The sequence below is a fragment of the Massilia mucilaginosa genome (assembly GCF_011682145.1).
In the GTDB taxonomy this organism is placed as follows: Bacteria; Pseudomonadota; Gammaproteobacteria; order Burkholderiales; family Burkholderiaceae_D; genus Telluria_A; species Telluria_A mucilaginosa.
This window is the reverse complement of the sequence record NZ_WHJH01000003.1, coordinates 91,476-108,096: the sequence shown is the minus strand read 5'-3', so window position 1 is coordinate 108,096 and position 16,621 is coordinate 91,476. Positions and strand designations below refer to the sequence as shown.

Genomic DNA, 16,621 nt, shown 5'->3' with positions numbered 1-16,621 from the left:
CGGGGCCGCCAGGCAAGTCCCCCGCGTCATTGCTCCCTCCTTGACCGCTCACCCTTTCTCGAATTTAGAAGTGTTGACACCTTACAATGTTTTCCTTAAAACATTAGTTCCACTTCCTTTTGAAAGCCCTTATGAATCCGACCGTCATTCACGGCGATGCCAGCAACAATCAACTCGATGGGAGCGCCGATGCGGACCTGATGGACGGCCATGGGGGGGACGATGTCCTTGGCGGTGGCGCGGGTGACGACACCCTGGTCGGGGGCGTGGGCAACGACACCCTGCGGGGAGGCGCGGGCAACGATACGTATGTCTTCAATTTGGGCGACGGACGGGACACCCTGGTCGACCGGCGCGAAGCGGTTTACCGTCCTGGCAACGTCGTGCGTTTCGGGGAGGGCATTGCGCCGGCCGATCTGCGCATCACCCAGATCGGCGCCGATCTTGAAATCGCCTACGGCACGGCCGGCGACGCGCTGCTGCTGGCCGCTTTCGATGGCACCGTGCCGAACGCCCTCGGGCCGCTGCGCCGCTTCGAATTTGCCGATGGCAGCACCCGCACCTACGACGGGCTGATCGACCATGCACCGGTCCTGGCGCTGCCCTTTCCCGACCAGCTGCGCGGGGTAAGCCAGCCTTTCAAGATGGTGATCCCGGCCGCGACCTTCAGTGACCGCGATGCCGGCGATGCGCTGACCCTGGCTTTGAGCCTGGCGGACGGCAGGCCGCTGCCGTCCTGGCTCAGCTTCGACGCGGCCAGCGCGACCCTGCAAGGCACGCCGCCGCCCGCAATGACCACGTATGCGCTGCGCCTCTCGGCCACCGACATCGACGGCCACACGGTCAGCCAGGTGTTTCGTCTGGCGATCACCCCAAAGAACCTTGCGCCCACGCTGACATCGCCAGGCAGCAACCTGACCGTCCGCGAAGGCGGCAGCGTGACCCATGTGGCGCCGGCATTCGCCGACAACGGCCAGGTGCTGCGCTCGGAGCTAGGCATGGCCGACGGCAGCGCCGTACCTGGCTTCATGCGTTTCACTCCTGGTTCGAACAAGGTGCAAGTGAGCCCCGGGGCGTCCGACAGCGGCGTCTACAAGCTCAGGTCGACCGCCACCGACGCCGGCGGCATGTCGGCGTATCGCGATTTCACGGTCACGGTCACCAACGTCAATTATGCGCCGGTGCCGACCCAGGCGCTCGGTACGCTGGTGGTGGGCCAGGGCGTACTGTTCGACTACGCCATCCCAGCCCGGGCCTTCACCGATCCGGAGGGAGGCGCGCTGACCTATTCTGTCAGCAAGGATCCCCGCGGCACACCCTTGCCGGCCTGGCTGACGTTCGATCCCATCACGAATCGTCTCAGCGGCACCCCCACCTTGGCCGATGTCGGCACCCTGCCCCTGACGCTGACCGCGGCGGACAGCGCAGGCGTATTCCTGAACAATCGGCCCGCTTTCTATCTCAAGATATCAGCCGACCCCCAGCTGGCGCTGACAGGTGGCGACGATGCCGACCTGCTGAGCGGCATGGAGGCCAACGACCAGCTGCTGGGTGGACTGGGCGCCGACCAGTTGAACGGATCGGGCGGCAACGACCTGCTTGACGGCGGAGGCGGCGCCGACACACTGGCCGGCGGCATGGGGGACGACCACTACCGTGTCGATGACGCCGGCGACACGCTGATCGAAGTGTCCACCGGGGGACGCGATGAGGTCCTGTCATCGGTGAACTACACCTTGCCTGACAACATCGAAGTGCTGGTCCTGACCGGCAATGCCGAGGTGGGCATGGGCAATTCCGAAAACAATGTCTTGACGGGCACGGATGGCGACAACAGGCTGGACGGCGCTGAAGGCAAGGACATTCTGCAGGGCGGGGCCGGCAACGACTACCTGAGCGACGGCGCCGGTGACAACTTGTTGCACGGCGGTAGCGGCGATGACGTGCTGGTCAGTAATAATTTGCCAGGATACGGGCATACGATGTTCATTGGCGGCACCGGAAACGACACCATCCATGTGGACGAGGGCGGCATTGTCCTGTTCAATCGGGGCGATGGGATCGACACCATTGCGCCGACGCAGAACATGGCCAAGGCGATCTCGCTCGGGCACGGGATTGTGTATGCCGACCTAGCGTTGAGCAAAGCCGACAATGACCTGATACTGGCGGTCGGCGCCGACGAATATATCGTCATGCAGGACTGGTATGTCGATCCCGCCGTCCAGAGTGTCGAACGGCTGCAGGTGGTCATCGAAGGAACGCCGGACCACCGCCCTCGCGTGGGAGGCGAACTCGTCGAGGGAAAAGTCCACATTTTCGACTTCCTCGCCCTTGTCACCAAGTTCGACCAGGCGCGCGCCGCCGATGCCGGGCTGGAAAGCTGGATGCTGCGCCCTTCCTTGTTCATGGAACAGTTGGCCGGGTCAGACAACATCGCCATTGGTTACGAATTAGCCTACCAGTACGCGGTCAACGGCGACCTGTCGCAGGTGTCGCTCGCCAACGGCTTGCGCCTGATCGGCAAAATGCACTATGTCGACGCGGATGACGTGCCGTTCAACCCCTTGATGAGCGGGGACAATTCCGGCTACCTGATGTAAGCGCAGCATCGCCAGAGCCATCCAGCGCTGCCCGGCTCCCGAAGCCGCGGCTCCGTCATTTCTGTCAGTTCAATTGGCGGGAATGACGGAGTTCAATGTTAGTCCAGGGTCTGACGATAGCGCAGCATCGCCACCGTCCCCGCCACGCCCATCGCCAGCGCGATCGGCCATGCATGCGGCAGCACCTCCGCCAGCCCGTTCCCCTTCAACATGATCCCGCGTGTGATGCGCAAGAAGTGCGTCAGCGGCAGCACTTCGCCGATCGCCTGCGCCCATCCCGGCATGCCCCGGAACGGAAACATGAACCCGGTCAGCAGCATCGACGGCAGGAAGAAAAAGAAGGTCAGCTGCATCGCCTGCATCTGGTTGCGCGCGATGGTCGAAAACGTGAAGCCGATCGCCAGGTTGGCGGCGATGAAGAGCACCAGTGCGCTTGATAACAGCGCCAGGCTGCCCACCATCGGCACATCGAAGACCAGCCAGGAGGCCAGCAAAATCACGCCCACCTGGATGTAACCGATCAGGATGTACGGCACGATTTTGCCGATCATGACTTCGAGCGGCGACACCGGCGTGGCCAGCAGGTTTTCCATGGTGCCGCGTTCGCGCTCGCGCGTCATGGCCAGCGCCGTCATCATCACCATCGTCATGGTCAGGATCACGCCCATCAGCCCGGGCACGATGTTGTAGCGGGTCAGCCCTTCCGGATTGTAGCGGCGCTGGCTGCGGATCTCGTACGGCGCCTCAATCGGCCGCAGGCGCGCCAGCGGTCCGCGCAGCTCCGAGCCGATGGCGCGCGCCGCGATCGCATTGACCGACCCCAGCGCGTTGCCGGTGGCGGCCGGATCGGTGGCATCGGCGGCGAGCAGGATCGCCGGACGCTCGCCGCGCACCAGCTTGCGCGAAAAGTCGCCCGGCACCACCAGCACGAACTGCACCTCGCCGCGCGCCAGCAGCGCGTCGCCCTCGTCCGCGCCGCGCACATGGCGCACCGTGCGGAAGTATTGCGACGTCTCCAGCGCCGCCACCAGGCGCCGCGAGAACACGCTGCGGTCCAGGTCGGCCACGGCCAGCGGCAGGTGGCGCACGTCGCTGTTGATGGCAAAGCCGAACAGGATCAGCTGCATGATCGGAATGCCGACCATCATGCCGAAGGTGAGCCGGTCGCGCCCCACCTGGCGCAGTTCCTTGAGCAGCACCGCCAGCATGCGCCGCCAGTTCATGGCGCCGCTCCGCCGAAGTTATCCTGCGCGTCCTGCATCAGCGCGATGAAGACGTCTTCCAGGCTGGTGTCGATCGGCGTGGCGGCCAGCCGCGCCAGTGCCGGCGGCGCCAGCGCCTGTGCCAGCGCCTCGGCCGAGTTGGCGCTCACATGCAAGGTCATGCCGAACGGCGCCACCGTGCGGATGCCGGGCGCGCCGCGCAGGCTGTGGGCGGCGCTGTTCAAGTCCGGGCCGGTGAGCGACCAGGTGCGCAGGCCGGCCGCGGCGATCACCTCGGCCACGCTGCCGCGCGCGAGCAGCTTGCCGTAGGCGATGTAGGCCAGCTGGTGGCAGCGCTCCGCTTCATCCATGTAGTGGGTCGAGACCAGCACCGTCATGCCGGCGGCGGCCAGGTCGTGGATCTGGTCCCAGAATGCGCGCCGCGCGGACGGGTCGACCCCGGCCGTCGGTTCGTCCAGCAGCAGCAGTTGCGGGTCGTGGATCAGGCAGGCCGCCAGCGCCAGCCGCTGCTTCCAGCCGCCCGAGAGCGAGCCGGCCAGCTGCGCGCGGCGGCTGGCCAGGCCAAGCCGTTCGAGCGTATCGGCGATGCGCTCGCGCCGCCTGGCGACCTGGTACACGCGGGCCACGAAGTCGAGGTTTTCTTCGATGCTCAAGTCGTCGTACAGGCCGAATTTCTGGGTCATGTAGCCGACCTGCTTCTTGATCTGGCGCGCTTCGGTGCGGATGTCGTAGCCGAGGCAGCGGCCCTGCCCCTCGTCGGGCGTGAGCAGGCCGCACAGCATGCGGATGGTGGTGGTCTTGCCGCTGCCGTTCGGACCCAGGAAGCCGTAGATGCGGCCGCGCTCGACGCGGATATCGACATGGTCGACCACCATGCGCCCGCCGTAGGACTTGGTCAGGCCCTGCACGTCGATGACGATGGCGGGCGAGCTCACTGGCGCTCCGTGCGCACCGTCAGCGGCTGGCCGGGATGGAGTTCGGCCTGTCCCGCATCAAGCGAGGCTTCCACCATGAACACCAGCGCGGCGCGGTTTTCCTTGCTGTAGATGAGGGGCGAGGTGTATTCGGCCTCGGGCGCGATGAAGGTGATGCGGCCCTTGAGCGGCCCGGCGCAGCCATCGCAGGCGATGACGGCGCCCTGCCCCACGCGGATCTTGCCCAGTTCTGTTTCGGGAATGAAGAAGCGCGCCTTGATGTTCGCCGGCGGCAGCACGGTGACGATGGGCGCGCCGGCCGGCACCCATTCGCCGCTGCGGTAGGCCACATCGCTGACCATGCCGCCCACCGGCGTGGCCTGGGCTTTCTGGTCGACCTTCCACTGGGCCTGCGCCAGTTGCGCGCGCGCCGCCTCGACTTCTTTTTCGGCGGCCGCCACCTGGTCGCTGCGGGCGCTGGTGCCGGCGCTGCGCAGGCGCGCGCGTGCCTGTTCCACGCGGGCGCGGTCGGCCGCCAGCGCCGCCGCCGACTGGTCGAGCCGGGCGCGCGCGATGAATTTGTCGGCCACCAGCTTGCGCTCGCGCTCCAGGTTCGCCTGCGACAGCGCCAGCGCCGCTTCGGCTTCGCGCAGCGCCGCCGCCAGCGCCGCCAGGTCATCGCTGCGCGCACCCTTGCGCAAGTCGGCCAGCAGCGCTTCGGCGCGTCCGACCCGGCTTTGCGCTTCCTGGCGCGCCGCCGTTTCGCTGGCCTGTTCCAGCACGTAGGCCGGGGCGCCGGCCTTGACCCGGTCGCCGCGGCGCAGGTGCACCGCGGTCAGGGTGCCGGCCAGGGGTGCCGACAGGCGCACGTACTCGCCTTCGGCGTAGCCGGGAAAGGCGTCGTCGGGCGCAGGGCCGCAGGCCGCGCACAGGGCAAGCGGCACGATGGTGGCGCAGACGCGCGCGCGCAGGGACAGTGGCGGTTTCATGGTGGAGCAGGCTCCTTCGTCGCGCTGAGGATGGCGCGCATGGCCAGGTCGATGCGCAGGCCGATGGCTTGATCGGACAACAGCGCCTGCCGCGCCAGCGCCGCCAGTTCGGGCGGGGCGGCGGGCAGGCGTTCGAGCGCGCCGCCGGCGAACAGGGGACCGGCGATCGCGCCGAGCACGAAAGGCAGCAACTGCACGGCCGGGGCGTCGATGATGTCGCCCTCGGCCTGGCCCTGGCGCAGCAGTTGCGCCAGCACCGCGATGTGGCGCGGCAGGTTCTCGCGCAGGAAGGCCACCGGCAGCGCTTCGCCGCGCATCGCTTCGGACAACAGCATCAAGAGCAGGTGGCGGTGGCGGCTGGCGAAGCCGGCCAGCACGCGCAGGGCGCCATCGAGGCTGCGGGCGCCGCCCTGGGACGCCTTCGCGCGCAGCGTGAGGGCGGCGAACATTTCCTCGTACATGTGCTGCAACAGCACGCGCAGGAAATTATCCTTGTTCTTGAAGTGGTAATGAAACATGCCGAGGTTCACGCCGGCGTGGTCGACCAGTTTGCGCACCGACAGGCCGGCGCAGCCGGTCTGCGGCAGCAAGACCATGCCGGAGGCGATCAGCTGGGCATCGATTTTTTGGGATGGGCGGTTCATGCGAATTATTATACGCTTGTATAGTAATGTGTCCATGCCTTCTGTGCGGCAGTACCAGCGATAAAACAGCCGCGACTGGCGCAGCGGAAGAAAAGGGGAAAAGCGGAGCGGACGACAAGCTCACGCTGGCTCAATGCCATCCGGCATTGTCGAGGCGCCTGGACAGCAGCAACAGAAGCGACAGAACGATGCTCACAGGCAGCGACAGCGCAACACTGAGCAGCAGTGTCCTCGCCATTTTCGCATTGCCCTTCACGTCCGCCAGCATTGCCAACGGCAGCGGCGCCAGGCTGACCAGCGCGGGAAGGATCAGCAGCGCGCGCTGCCACGACGCCCCGCCTGCGCTGCCTGCGCAGGCAAACGTCACGCCCACCACCAGCAGCAGATGCAAGCCAACCATGGCGACCCGCGCGATCATGAAGGGCGTGTCAATGCGACGCTTCGCTGGCCAGGCGCCGGTTGAGCCGTTGGCCGGCATTGGCGGCGTACGCGCGGCACGCGCCCGGGTCGATGAACGTATTCTCGGCGGCACTGCGCAAGGCGTGCTTTTCCATCAGGCTCGAGAAAACCGGATGCACCGAAATGAGCACGTCGCACTTGAGGGCCGCGACCTTGTCGATGCTGGCCCGGAACGCGCGCACCCGTTCCGGCATCGTGGCGCTGCCCGAGAAGCGGAAACCATCCTGCGAAATGGGATTGAGGCTGTCGGCATAGACCACGTCGAGGCAGCGCTTCGGCTCGCACGATTGCCACGTCCACGTGGTGCCGCCGGGGGTGTGGCCGGGCGTCATGTGGGCCTGGATGGCCAGCGGGCCGACCCGCAGGATGGCGCCGTCGGCCACCTCGGTCACCTGCGCCACCTTGGGAAAGCGGTCCGGGCCGTTGGCCTTGTACTGGGGATCGTCCGGCCCGACCAGGCCGGCGCGCAGCGCCTGCGCTCCCGCTGCGCTGGCGGCCACGGTGGCGCCGCTGGCGCGCTGCAATCTGGCAATGCCGCCCGCATGGTCGTCGTGCGCATGGGAATTGACAATCAGCTTCACATCTTCGATGCGAAATCCGAGTGTCTTGATGTTGCCGATAATCAGCGCGGCCGACTGCGGCAGCGCGCCGTCGAGCAGGATATGGCCCTGGTCGCTGGTGATCAGCACCGCCGACAAGCCGCGCGGCCCGACGTAATAGGTGTTGCCGATGATCTGGAACGGCTGCTGCGGCTGGTTCCATTCTTCGCACATGCCGCACTTGACGTCCTCATCGGCCAGCGCCGGTGTCATTCCCGCCGCCACGATCGCCAGGGCGAGTGCCAGCTTGCCTGATATTGCCATTACTTACCTCCAATCAAGAATGGACGCCGACGCCCCGCTGCCAATTTTGCAATGTTACACCTTAAACAGCACGCGGTGGCCGCCACGGCGCATGACATTCGTACTACCCGCGCCCGGCGCAAATCAGGCGTTCCCTCCCATGCCGAACAGGACATCCGGCCGATTTGCAGCCGGGCCCGTCTAAATATACTCGTCTCATCGATCACGCAAACGCCACCCGGCCTTGCGGATCCCCGACAACTGTCCCACCAACATGAGCGCCCCATCACCATGAACGAAACAGCCTACTTCTTCGAACTGCTCGGCATGCTGGTCACCGACCCGCGTACCGGGGTGCTGCTGGCCCTGCTGCTGGCGGCGGCGGTGGCCGACTACCGCACCTTCCGCATTCCCAACCTGATCACGGCCGGCGGCATCGTCTTCGCGCTGGTCTACAACAGCATCGTGCCGCCCGTGTGGAACGCCGGCTGGGCCTGGGCGCCGGCCGGCATGTTGCTCGGCTTTTGCGCCATGCTGCCGATGTACGGGATGGGCGTGATGGGCGCCGGCGACGTCAAGCTGATGGCGATGGTGGGCGCTTTCCTCGGCTTTCACGCCACCTTGCAGGCACTGCTGTTTTGCGTGCTCACGGCCGGTGTCGCCGCTCTCGTCTTCGGCCTGCGCAAACGGGTCATGGGACGGATGCTGGCCAACGCCGGCGACGCCATGCGCGGCATGTTCTGGTCCGCCATTGCCAGCGGCAAGCCGCAACTGGCGCCAGGCGCCATGCCCTCGGTCGGCAAGCTCGCCTACGGCATCAGCATCGCCATCGGCACCGCCTGCTACCTGCTCGCCGCGCAGTTCAATCTGGTCTGACTCCCGGCCAACCCTCAGCCAACAATACCGCGAAAGACATCACCATGAAAAACCTCAAGGCACTCGGGCTGATCGCATTCGCCCTCGTCATCGGGCTGGTCGCGGCCGTGTATGCCGCCGGCTGGGTATCGCGCCAGGGCGGCGTCACCGTCAACAAAGTCGTGGTGGCGGCAGTCGACATCGAACCGGGCAGCAAGATCAACGCCGAAATGCTGTCCCACATCGACTGGCCGGCCGGCGCCACTCCGCCCGGCGCCTTCAACAGCGCCGCCGAATTGCAGGACCGCATCGCCCGGGTCAGCATCTTGCGCGGCGAACCGCTGCTCGACGGCAAGCTGGCGCCGCTGGGCACCAAGGGCGGCTTGTCGGCTGTCATCGCCGAGGGCAAGCGGGCCATGACGGTGCGCGTCAACGATGTGGTGGGCGTGGCCGGCTTTGCCTTGCCCGGCAACTACGTCGACGTGATGGTCAATGCGCAGCAGGAAAAATCCGGCACCGAAGAAGGCAAGCAGATCAGCAAGACGGTGCTGGAGCGGGTGCTGGTGCTGGCGGTCGCCCAGGAAGCCGGGCGCGACGACACCAAGCCGAAGGTGGTCAGCGCGGTCACCCTGGAACTGACCCTGGACGACGCCGAGAAGCTGGACCTGGCGCGCAGCGTCGGCACCCTGTCGCTGGTGCTGCGCAACCAGGTCGACCAGAAGACGGTGGCCACCGCCGGCATCACCAAGGACGAGCTGTTCGGCGCCAAGAAGGCGGCCGCGCCCCTGCCGGCCCCAGCCCCGGCAGTGCGCCAGCCGCGCACCGCGCAGGTCGCCGCCCAGCCAGCCCGGCGCGCCCATTGCGTGGAAGTGATCCAGCACGGCGTGCTGGCAGTGAACTGCTTTTGAACAGCCACGGAGACCTGACTCATGAACAAGCACATTCGCATGGCGGCCCTGTGCGTCGCGACAGCCGGCATGGTTGCCGCCCCCCACGGCGCGACGGCGGCGGCCGGCGCCAGCGGCAGCAAACATTGCAAGTCGGTGGTGGTGGCACCAGCGGTCCAGGTGATGCTCGGCAAATCGTCGGTGATTCCCCTGGCGGCGCCGGCGGTCCGCATCGTGGCCAGCGGCCAGCGCGACAGCAAGCAGCCTGCCCAGGCCGCTCCGGCGGCGGGCGGCGACACGGCGGACGCGGACAGCGTGGCCGACATCGAGGTACTTCTGCTCAGCCCGATCGACCTGTTCCTGCTCGGTAAAAAAGCCGGCGCCACCAGCCTGATCCTGCAGGATACGAGCGGCGTGTGCACCCTGCGCGACATCGTGGTGGCGATCGATCCGGCCACCCTGCAAGCCAAGCTGGCCGAGCTGATGCCCGAGGAAAGCGGCATCGTCGTCAAGAGCGCCGAAAACGCCATCGTACTGACCGGCAGCGTGCGCGACGCCGGCCAGCTCGACGAAGCGCTGCGCGTGGCCGGCGCCTACGGCGGCGGCAAGCGCGTGCTGAACCTGCTGCGCGTGACCTCGCCCCAGCAAGTCATGCTGGAAGTGAAAATCGCCGAAGTGAGCAAGACCCTGCTCGACAAGTTCGGGGTCGACTTCGCCCGCATGGTGGCCTCGGCCGACGGCCTGAGTTCACGGGTCATCTCGGGCATCCTGGGCGGCGCGCCGGCGCTGGCCGGCAGCTTCAGCCACGGCGGCTCAGTTGGCTCAGGCGCCGCGCTCGGCATCGTCGCCGACGCCGCCGTCCGCGGCGGCAACACGGCCGCCGGCGCCAGGCTGGCGGCGGGCGCGCGCGGCGCCACCCTGTTCGGCGTCGATGCGCAGAAAAAGGATGGCCTGGTGCGGGTGCTGGCCGAGCCGAACATCATGGCCATCAGCGGCCAGTCGGCCAGTTTTCTGTCGGGCGGCAAGATCTTCATCCCGGTGGCCCAGGCGCGCGAGGCCGGCGGCGCCAACGTCACCCTGGAAGAAAAGGAATTCGGGGTCGGCCTGAAATTTTCGCCGACGGTGCTGGGCGGCTCGCGCATCAACCTCAAACTGGTCTCGGAAGTGTCGGAGCTGGCGCAGAGCGGTTCGCCCTTCACCACCAACGGCGGCGTGACCTCGGTGCTGCCGTCGATCACCACGCGCCGGGTCGATACCACCGTGCAGTTGAACGATGGCCAGAGCTTCGCCATCGCTGGCCTGATCCGCAACAACGTGACCGAAACCCTGTCGCGTTTTCCCGGGCTGGGCGACATTCCGGTGCTGGGCGCGCTGTTTCGCTCGACCGAGTTCCAGAAGGACCAGACCGAGCTCATTTTCATCATCACGCCGCGCCTGGTCAAGCCGGCCGGCGCACTGCCGGCGCCGACCGACAACCACGTGCCGGCCAACCGCGCCGACCTGATTTTCATGGGCAAGACCGAAGGCAAGGCAGAGGGCAAACCCGCCCCCGCCAACCGCAAATAAGGAGAGCGCCATGCACAAACTGATCTTCTCCACCGCACTGGCCGCGCTGGCCGGCTGCGCCAGCGCCCCCGCCTACGATGCGCGCTTCGGCGACGCCGTGCGCCAGGCGCGCAGCGCCATGACGGCCGACCCGCAGGCCGGCGCCAGGCTTGACCGCGCGGCCGGCATCGACGGCCAGGCCGCGCGCGAAGCCATGGCGCGCTACCACGACAGCTTCAAGACGCCACCACCCGTCATCACGGTGATCAACGCCGGCGGCCCCGCCGCCCGGTGAAGCATCCGGCAGCGGCCACGGGGCCGCTGCCGGCGCAGTACCCCGCCCGCAGGGGCGGGCATGTTTGCCCATCCATCTCAATCGAAAGGGTCACAAAATGAACACTTTTTTGAAAACGATAAGCCAGTCGGTCCAGTCCTTCGCCCGCGACGACGAAGGCGCCCAGGTCGTCGAGTACGCGCTGATCATCGCGGTCGTCTCGATCATCCTGGTGGTGGCGCTGCGCAATCTGACCGGCACCGACTTCAACGGCTTCATCACCCGCGTCGGCACCTGCCTGTCCGGCGGCACCTGCGCCTGAGCGCCACCCGCGCCCGCTCCTCCCAACTCTACTTAAAGGTTCCTACCATGAACGCCATGCTCAACACCGCAAGCGGCATCCGCTCTTTTCTGCGCGACGATGAAGGCGCCCAGGTGGTCGAATACGCGCTGATCATCGCGGTCGTCTCGATCATCCTGGTGGTCGCGCTGCGCAACCTGACCGGCACCAGCTTCGACGGCTTCATCACCCGCGTCGCCAACTGCCTGACCGGCACCTCCTGCGCCTAAGCCCAGCCGACGGGCCACGGCCTGCCCGCGGCCCGTCATTTTTTGGATGAAAACCATGATCCCGCACACTCGATACGCCGTTCACCAGCGCCAGCTTGGCGCCGTGATCCTGACGGTCAGCTTCCTGCTGTTTTTCCTGCTGGGGTTTGTCGCCATCGCCTTCGACCTGGGGCGCCTGTTCATCGTCAAGACCGAGCTGCAAACCGCCATGGACAGCTGCGCGCTGGCGGCAGCCCAGGAGCTCGACGGCCAGTCCGGATCGCTGGCGCGGGCGCGCCGCGCCGGCACCACCGCCGCCAACCTGAACCGGGTCAACCTGCAGTCGGCCAACTGGGACGGCCAGGGCCAGTTTTCCGACACCGGCATCAGCTTCCGCGACGCCGCCTACACGCCCACCACCACGCCCGCCGGCGCGCGCTACGCGCAGTGCGAGCACCGCCAGAATGGCGTGAGAATGTGGCTCCTGCACGCGCTCGGGGCCTTTACCGGCAACAGCGCCGCCAATCCGGCCGCGCGCGCGGTGCTGGCCGGCGCGGTCGCCACGCGCGGCAGCGCGCAGAGTACCTGCCCGATCCCGGTGGCGGTCAAGGCCAGGGTGGGCGGCACGGCCGCGAACAACTATGGCTTCATGATCGGCGAATGGGTCACCGTGTTCGACAAGGGCGGCGCGGCGGCATCGGCCGGCGAAATGGGCTGGTACAACCTCGATGGCAGCAACAGCGCCAGCGAAACGGCCGCCGAACTGGCCGAGGGAGGCTACTGCGGCACGCGCCTGGGCGACACGCTCGGCACGCCGGGCGCGCAGACCAGCGTCGACCGCCCATGGAACTACCGCTTCGGGGTCTACAAGAACAGCGACTCGCCCAGCCTGAACCACCCCGACCAGAGCGGCTATTCGTACACCAGCGCCAACTGGAAGAATGCGGTGCCGCAGAACGCCTTTGACGGCACCCCGGCGCCCGGCTCGCACGCCAGCGCGCAGAACTACGTCACCAAACGCGCCGCCTGGGCCTCGCTGGCCGACACCGGCACCAATATCAAGACCGGATCGCTGATCGCCTTTGGCGACAACAACCGCCTGAACAGCTTTCAAAAGCTGGCCACGCCGGGCGCAGCCGGCGAGCATCGCCAGTACGGCAGCAACCGGCGCCTGGTGATCGTCCCGGTGATCAATGGCGCGTCCCAGGTGATCGATTTCGTGTGCATGCTCATGCTGCATCCACTGAGCGGCCCCAACGACCCGGCCAGGCTGGAGTTCCGCGGCCTGGCGGGAATCGCGACCTCGCCCTGCGCACCGGGCGGCACGCCGGGCGGCGCCAGCGGGCCGCTGGTGCCGGTACTGGTCAGGTGAGCGCCATGAGACACCGTCAACAAGGCGTGGCGCTGGTCGAATTCGCGTTCGTGCTGCCGCTGCTGCTGATCGTCTCGCTGCTGTGCGCCGAACTCGGACGCGCCGTGTACCGCTACAACAGCACCGCCAAGACCGTGCGCGACGCGGTGCGCTACCTGTCGGTGCAAACGCCCGGCACCCATGCGGCCGAGGCGCGCAACCTGATCCTGTACGGGAACGTGGCCGGCAGCGGCGCCCTGCTCGACCCGGCCCTGACCGCCGCCAACGTGCCCGCGCCGACCTGGCAGACGGCCGGCAGCGATCCGCTGATGAACACCGTCACGATCCGCGTGTCGGGCTACCAGTTCCGGCCGATGGTGGCGAACATGTTCGGCACCAGGTTCTCGGCCATTACCTTCAACGACATCAGCGCCACCATGCGCAGCCCATTATGAAACCGACCCGGAGATGCGCCGCCCAAGGCGGCGCGACCACGATCGAACTGGCCTTCGTGCTGGTGATCTTCTTCATGTTCCTGCTCGGCGCGACCGACATGGCGCGCATGCTGTTTACCTGGAACGCGGCCACCGAGGCCACGCGCGCCGGCGCGCGCTACGCGGTGGTGTGCGCCGACCCGGCCAACGACGGCCAGGTGCTGCAGAAGATGCGCATGATGGTGCCCGAGATCGGCGCGGTGGCGCTGGCGTGGGAGCCGGCCGGCTGCGACGCCGCCAGCTGCGCCGGCGTGACGGTCACCATCACCAGCCTGCACTACCGCTGGCTCTCGCCCCTGCCCGGGGCGCTGGTGCCGGCGCGCGCGCTGCCCACCTTCAGCACCTACCTGCCGCGCGAAATGATGCGGCGCGACCCCAACAACGCGCTGATTTGCCAATAACCGCAACCTGAGGATCCCGCCATGAAAGTCGCCCTCGTATCGCCCGACAAAACCCGCCTCACCGAGATCGGCCAGCTGCTGCAGGCCGGCGCGCACGCGCTCAGCGCCACCAACGGCGGCGCCGCCGACCTGGCGGCGCTGGCCGAACGCGAACAGCCTGACCTGCTGCTGGTCGACGGCTGTGCGGATAGCGCCGGCCTGGCCGCCATCGCCACCGTCACCGGCCGCCATCCGGCCATGGCGGTGGTGCTGCTGTGCCCCGCCTGCTCGCCCGATTTTCTGATCAACGCCATGCGCGCCGGGGTGCGCGAGGTGCTGCCCGCGCCGCTCGCGCCGGCCGAACTGGAAGCGGCCCTCGGGCGGGTCGGCGCCAAGCTGCGCGGCGCCCGCGCGCACAGCGAAGGCAAGGTGCTCGCCTTCATCGCCTGCAAGGGCGGCAGCGGCGCGACCTTCCTGGCCACCAGCATGAGCTTGCAGCTGGCACGCTCCAGTTCCGTGCTGCTGGTCGACCTGAACCTGCAGTTCGGCGACGCCCTCGCCTTCGTGCACGAAGGCCGCGCGCCCTCGACCCTGGCCGACGTGGCGCGCGCCATTGCGCGCCTGGACGCCTCGTTCCTGGCGGCCAGCACGGTCAAGGTGGCGCCCAACTTCAGCATCCTGGCCGCGCCCGAGGACCATGCGCAGGCGGCCGAGATCAGCGTCGCCCATGTGGATGCGGTGCTGGCGCTGGCGGTGCAGCACTACGACTACGTGGTGCTCGATATCGGACGCCCGGTCACCACCCTGGGCATCAAGGCGCTCGACCGCGCGCACCGCATCTACCCGGTATTGCAGGCCGGCCTGACCTCGATCCGCAACGCCAAGAAGATGCTGGCCATTTTCAAGTCGCTCGATTACAGCGCCGACAAGATCGAACCGATCCTCAACCGCTTCGAGCGCAAGGGCCAGATCGGCGTGGCGGACGTGGAGCGGGCGCTGGGCAAGTTCGCAATCCACACGGTGTCCAACTCGTACCGGCAGATCACGGCCGCCATCGACCATGGCGAGCCGTTGACGATCAGCGCGCGCGCCAACCCGGTGCTGCACGACGTGGCCGACCTGGCCGAGGCGCTCACGGCGCGCCCGCCAGCCGCGCGCAGCCCGCAGGGCCGTTCGCCTTCGCGCCTGCCGGCCCGCCTGTTCGGACGCCTGTTCGGACGCCTGTTCGGCCGTTCGTCCCGGCCTCATCCTGGAGAATCCCATGTCCTTCCGTGAACAACTCAATGCCATCGACAGCCAGGCCGACCTGCGCGTGGCGCCGCCCGGTGCGAGCGACGACTACCACGCCATCAAGGGGCGGATTCACCTGAAACTGCTCGACAAGTTCGACCTGGCCGCGCTCGAAGCGCTGCCGGGGCCGATGCTGCGCGCCGAAATCGCGGTGATGGCCGAACGCCTGCTCGACGAGGAGCAGGCCGCCATCAACGAAGCGGAACGGCGCTCGCTGATCCGCGACATCCAGCACGAGATGCTCGGCTTCGGCCCGCTCGAACTGCTGATGGCCGATCCGACCGTCTCCGACATCCTGGTCAACAGCTACAACCGCATTTTCGTGGAACGCAAGGGCCGGCTGGAACTGAGCACGGTGCGCTTCACCGACGAAAAGCACCTGCTGCGCATCATCGACAAGATCGTTTCGCTGGTGGGGCGCCGCATCGACGAGTCGAGCCCGATGGTCGACGCGCGCCTGCCCGACGGCTCACGCGTAAACGCGGTGATCGCGCCGGTGGCGCTGGACGGCCCGATGATGTCGATCCGCCGCTTCGCCCACATTCCCTTGAAAATGGAGAACCTGATCCACGACCTGCACAGCCTCACGCCCGACATGGCGACCGTGCTCGAAGGCCTGTGCAAGTCCAAGGTCAACATGATCATCGCCGGCGGCACCGGGGCTGGCAAGACCACCCTGCTCAACATTTTGTCCGGCTTCATTCCGCCGGCCGAACGCATCGTCACCATCGAAGACGCGGCCGAACTGCAACTGCAGCAGCCGCACGTGGTGCGCATGGAGACGCGCCCGGCCAACATCGAAGGCAAGGGCGAAATCACCCAGCGCGCGCTGGTGCGCAATGCGCTGCGCATGCGCCCGGACCGGATCATCATCGGCGAGGTGCGCGGGGCCGAGGCGGTCGACATGCTGCAGGCGATGAACACGGGCCACGACGGCTCGCTCACCACGATCCACGCCAACAACCCGCGCGACGCGCTCTCGCGCCTGGAGAACATGATCGGCATGGCCAACCTGAACCTGCCGCACAAGGCGGCGCGCCAGCAGATCGCCTCGGCCATCACGGTCGTGGTCCAGGGCCTGCGCCTGATCGACGGCCGGCGCAAGATCACCAGCATCCAGGAGATCACCGGCATGGAAGGCGACATCATCACCATGCAGGAAATCTTTGCCTTCCGCCAGACCGGCGTGGCCGCCGATGGCGCGGTCGAAGGCTACTTCCAGGCCAGCGGCGTGCGTCCCAAGTTCAGCGAGCGCCTGCGCGCCTTTGGCGTGACCCTGCCCGACGCCATGTTCGACAGCACCCGCCGCTACCAATAGGAGG

At 67.4% G+C, this 16,621-nt stretch carries 18 protein-coding genes; 12 read left to right on the top strand and 6 right to left on the bottom strand.

All coding sequences use genetic code 11. From position 1 onward, the window contains the following. The first annotated feature begins 131 nt into the window (after window positions 1-131). On the top strand, window positions 132-2,603 hold the full coding sequence (locus tag F2P45_RS04440) for a putative Ig domain-containing protein (protein WP_166870887.1): 2,472 nt from the start codon (window positions 132-134) through the stop codon (window positions 2,601-2,603). A 98-nt stretch (window positions 2,604-2,701) separates the two neighbouring features. Here F2P45_RS04440 and F2P45_RS04435 read toward each other — a convergent pair whose 3' ends face one another. The 6 genes from F2P45_RS04435 to bla form a co-directional block, all read right to left on the bottom strand. Beyond that, window positions 2,702-3,826, bottom strand: coding sequence for an ABC transporter permease (locus F2P45_RS04435; RefSeq protein WP_166870886.1), 1,125 nt, complete (start codon window positions 3,824-3,826; stop codon window positions 2,702-2,704). After that, the gene (locus F2P45_RS04430) at window positions 3,823-4,701 is read right to left on the bottom strand and encodes an ABC transporter ATP-binding protein (RefSeq protein ID WP_166871162.1); all 879 of its coding nucleotides are present in this window, start codon (window positions 4,699-4,701) and stop codon (window positions 3,823-3,825) included. Before F2P45_RS04430 ends, F2P45_RS04435 begins: the two co-directional genes overlap by 4 nt. Window positions 4,702-4,757: 56 nt before the next feature. Next, window positions 4,758-5,729, bottom strand: a complete 972-nt coding sequence (locus F2P45_RS04425; protein WP_166870884.1) for an HlyD family secretion protein — start codon at window positions 5,727-5,729, stop codon at window positions 4,758-4,760. Beyond that, entirely contained in the window at window positions 5,726-6,373 is a 648-nt protein-coding gene (locus F2P45_RS04420; RefSeq protein ID WP_166870882.1) for a TetR/AcrR family transcriptional regulator, read from the bottom strand. Before F2P45_RS04420 ends, F2P45_RS04425 begins: the two co-directional genes overlap by 4 nt. A gap of 130 nt (window positions 6,374-6,503) precedes the next feature. Next, window positions 6,504-6,791, bottom strand: a complete 288-nt coding sequence (locus F2P45_RS04415; protein WP_166870880.1) for a hypothetical protein — start codon at window positions 6,789-6,791, stop codon at window positions 6,504-6,506. Between the two features lie 10 nt (window positions 6,792-6,801). Further along, entirely contained in the window at window positions 6,802-7,695 is an 894-nt protein-coding gene (gene bla, locus F2P45_RS04410) for a subclass B3 metallo-beta-lactamase (RefSeq protein ID WP_166870878.1), read from the bottom strand. A 270-nt stretch (window positions 7,696-7,965) separates the two neighbouring features. Between bla and F2P45_RS04405 the strand changes: the two genes are divergently transcribed. The 11 genes from F2P45_RS04405 to F2P45_RS04355 all read left to right on the top strand — a co-directional run bounded on the left by F2P45_RS04405 (window position 7,966) and on the right by F2P45_RS04355 (window position 16,617). Beyond that, window positions 7,966-8,550: an A24 family peptidase gene (locus tag F2P45_RS04405; RefSeq protein ID WP_166870876.1), complete on the top strand. Its 585-nt coding sequence runs from the start codon at window positions 7,966-7,968 to the stop codon at window positions 8,548-8,550. A gap of 44 nt (window positions 8,551-8,594) precedes the next feature. Further along, entirely contained in the window at window positions 8,595-9,437 is an 843-nt protein-coding gene (cpaB, locus tag F2P45_RS04400; RefSeq protein ID WP_166870874.1) for a Flp pilus assembly protein CpaB, read from the top strand. A 21-nt stretch (window positions 9,438-9,458) separates the two neighbouring features. Continuing rightward, on the top strand, window positions 9,459-10,982 hold the full coding sequence (locus F2P45_RS04395) for a type II and III secretion system protein family protein (protein ID WP_166870872.1): 1,524 nt from the start codon (window positions 9,459-9,461) through the stop codon (window positions 10,980-10,982). A 10-nt stretch (window positions 10,983-10,992) separates the two neighbouring features. Further along, on the top strand, window positions 10,993-11,256 hold the full coding sequence (locus tag F2P45_RS04390; RefSeq protein WP_166870870.1) for a hypothetical protein: 264 nt from the start codon (window positions 10,993-10,995) through the stop codon (window positions 11,254-11,256). Between the two features lie 97 nt (window positions 11,257-11,353). Then, on the top strand, window positions 11,354-11,557 hold the full coding sequence (locus F2P45_RS04385) for a Flp family type IVb pilin (RefSeq protein WP_166870868.1): 204 nt from the start codon (window positions 11,354-11,356) through the stop codon (window positions 11,555-11,557). Between the two features lie 56 nt (window positions 11,558-11,613). After that, window positions 11,614-11,805 carry a Flp family type IVb pilin gene (locus tag F2P45_RS04380; RefSeq protein ID WP_370663208.1) on the top strand — a complete coding sequence of 64 codons (192 nt, stop codon included), beginning with the start codon at window positions 11,614-11,616 and terminating at the stop codon, window positions 11,803-11,805. 55 nt (window positions 11,806-11,860) lie between these two features. After that, the gene (locus F2P45_RS04375) at window positions 11,861-13,156 is read left to right on the top strand and encodes a Tad domain-containing protein (RefSeq protein ID WP_166870864.1); all 1,296 of its coding nucleotides are present in this window, start codon (window positions 11,861-11,863) and stop codon (window positions 13,154-13,156) included. A 5-nt stretch (window positions 13,157-13,161) separates the two neighbouring features. Continuing rightward, window positions 13,162-13,590 carry a TadE/TadG family type IV pilus assembly protein gene (locus F2P45_RS04370; RefSeq protein ID WP_166870862.1) on the top strand — a complete coding sequence of 143 codons (429 nt, stop codon included), beginning with the start codon at window positions 13,162-13,164 and terminating at the stop codon, window positions 13,588-13,590. Further along, window positions 13,587-14,030 (top strand): TadE/TadG family type IV pilus assembly protein, encoded by a 444-nt coding sequence (locus F2P45_RS04365; protein WP_166870860.1) that lies wholly within the window; start codon window positions 13,587-13,589, stop codon window positions 14,028-14,030. The genes F2P45_RS04370 and F2P45_RS04365 overlap by 4 nt, the downstream gene beginning before the upstream one ends. A 21-nt stretch (window positions 14,031-14,051) precedes the next feature. Continuing rightward, window positions 14,052-15,284: a CpaE/TadZ family protein gene (locus F2P45_RS04360; RefSeq protein WP_166870858.1), complete on the top strand. Its 1,233-nt coding sequence runs from the start codon at window positions 14,052-14,054 to the stop codon at window positions 15,282-15,284. Continuing rightward, window positions 15,271-16,617: a TadA family conjugal transfer-associated ATPase gene (locus tag F2P45_RS04355; protein ID WP_166870856.1), complete on the top strand. Its 1,347-nt coding sequence runs from the start codon at window positions 15,271-15,273 to the stop codon at window positions 16,615-16,617. The genes F2P45_RS04360 and F2P45_RS04355 overlap by 14 nt, the downstream gene beginning before the upstream one ends. The last annotated feature ends 4 nt before the right edge of the window (window positions 16,618-16,621 follow it).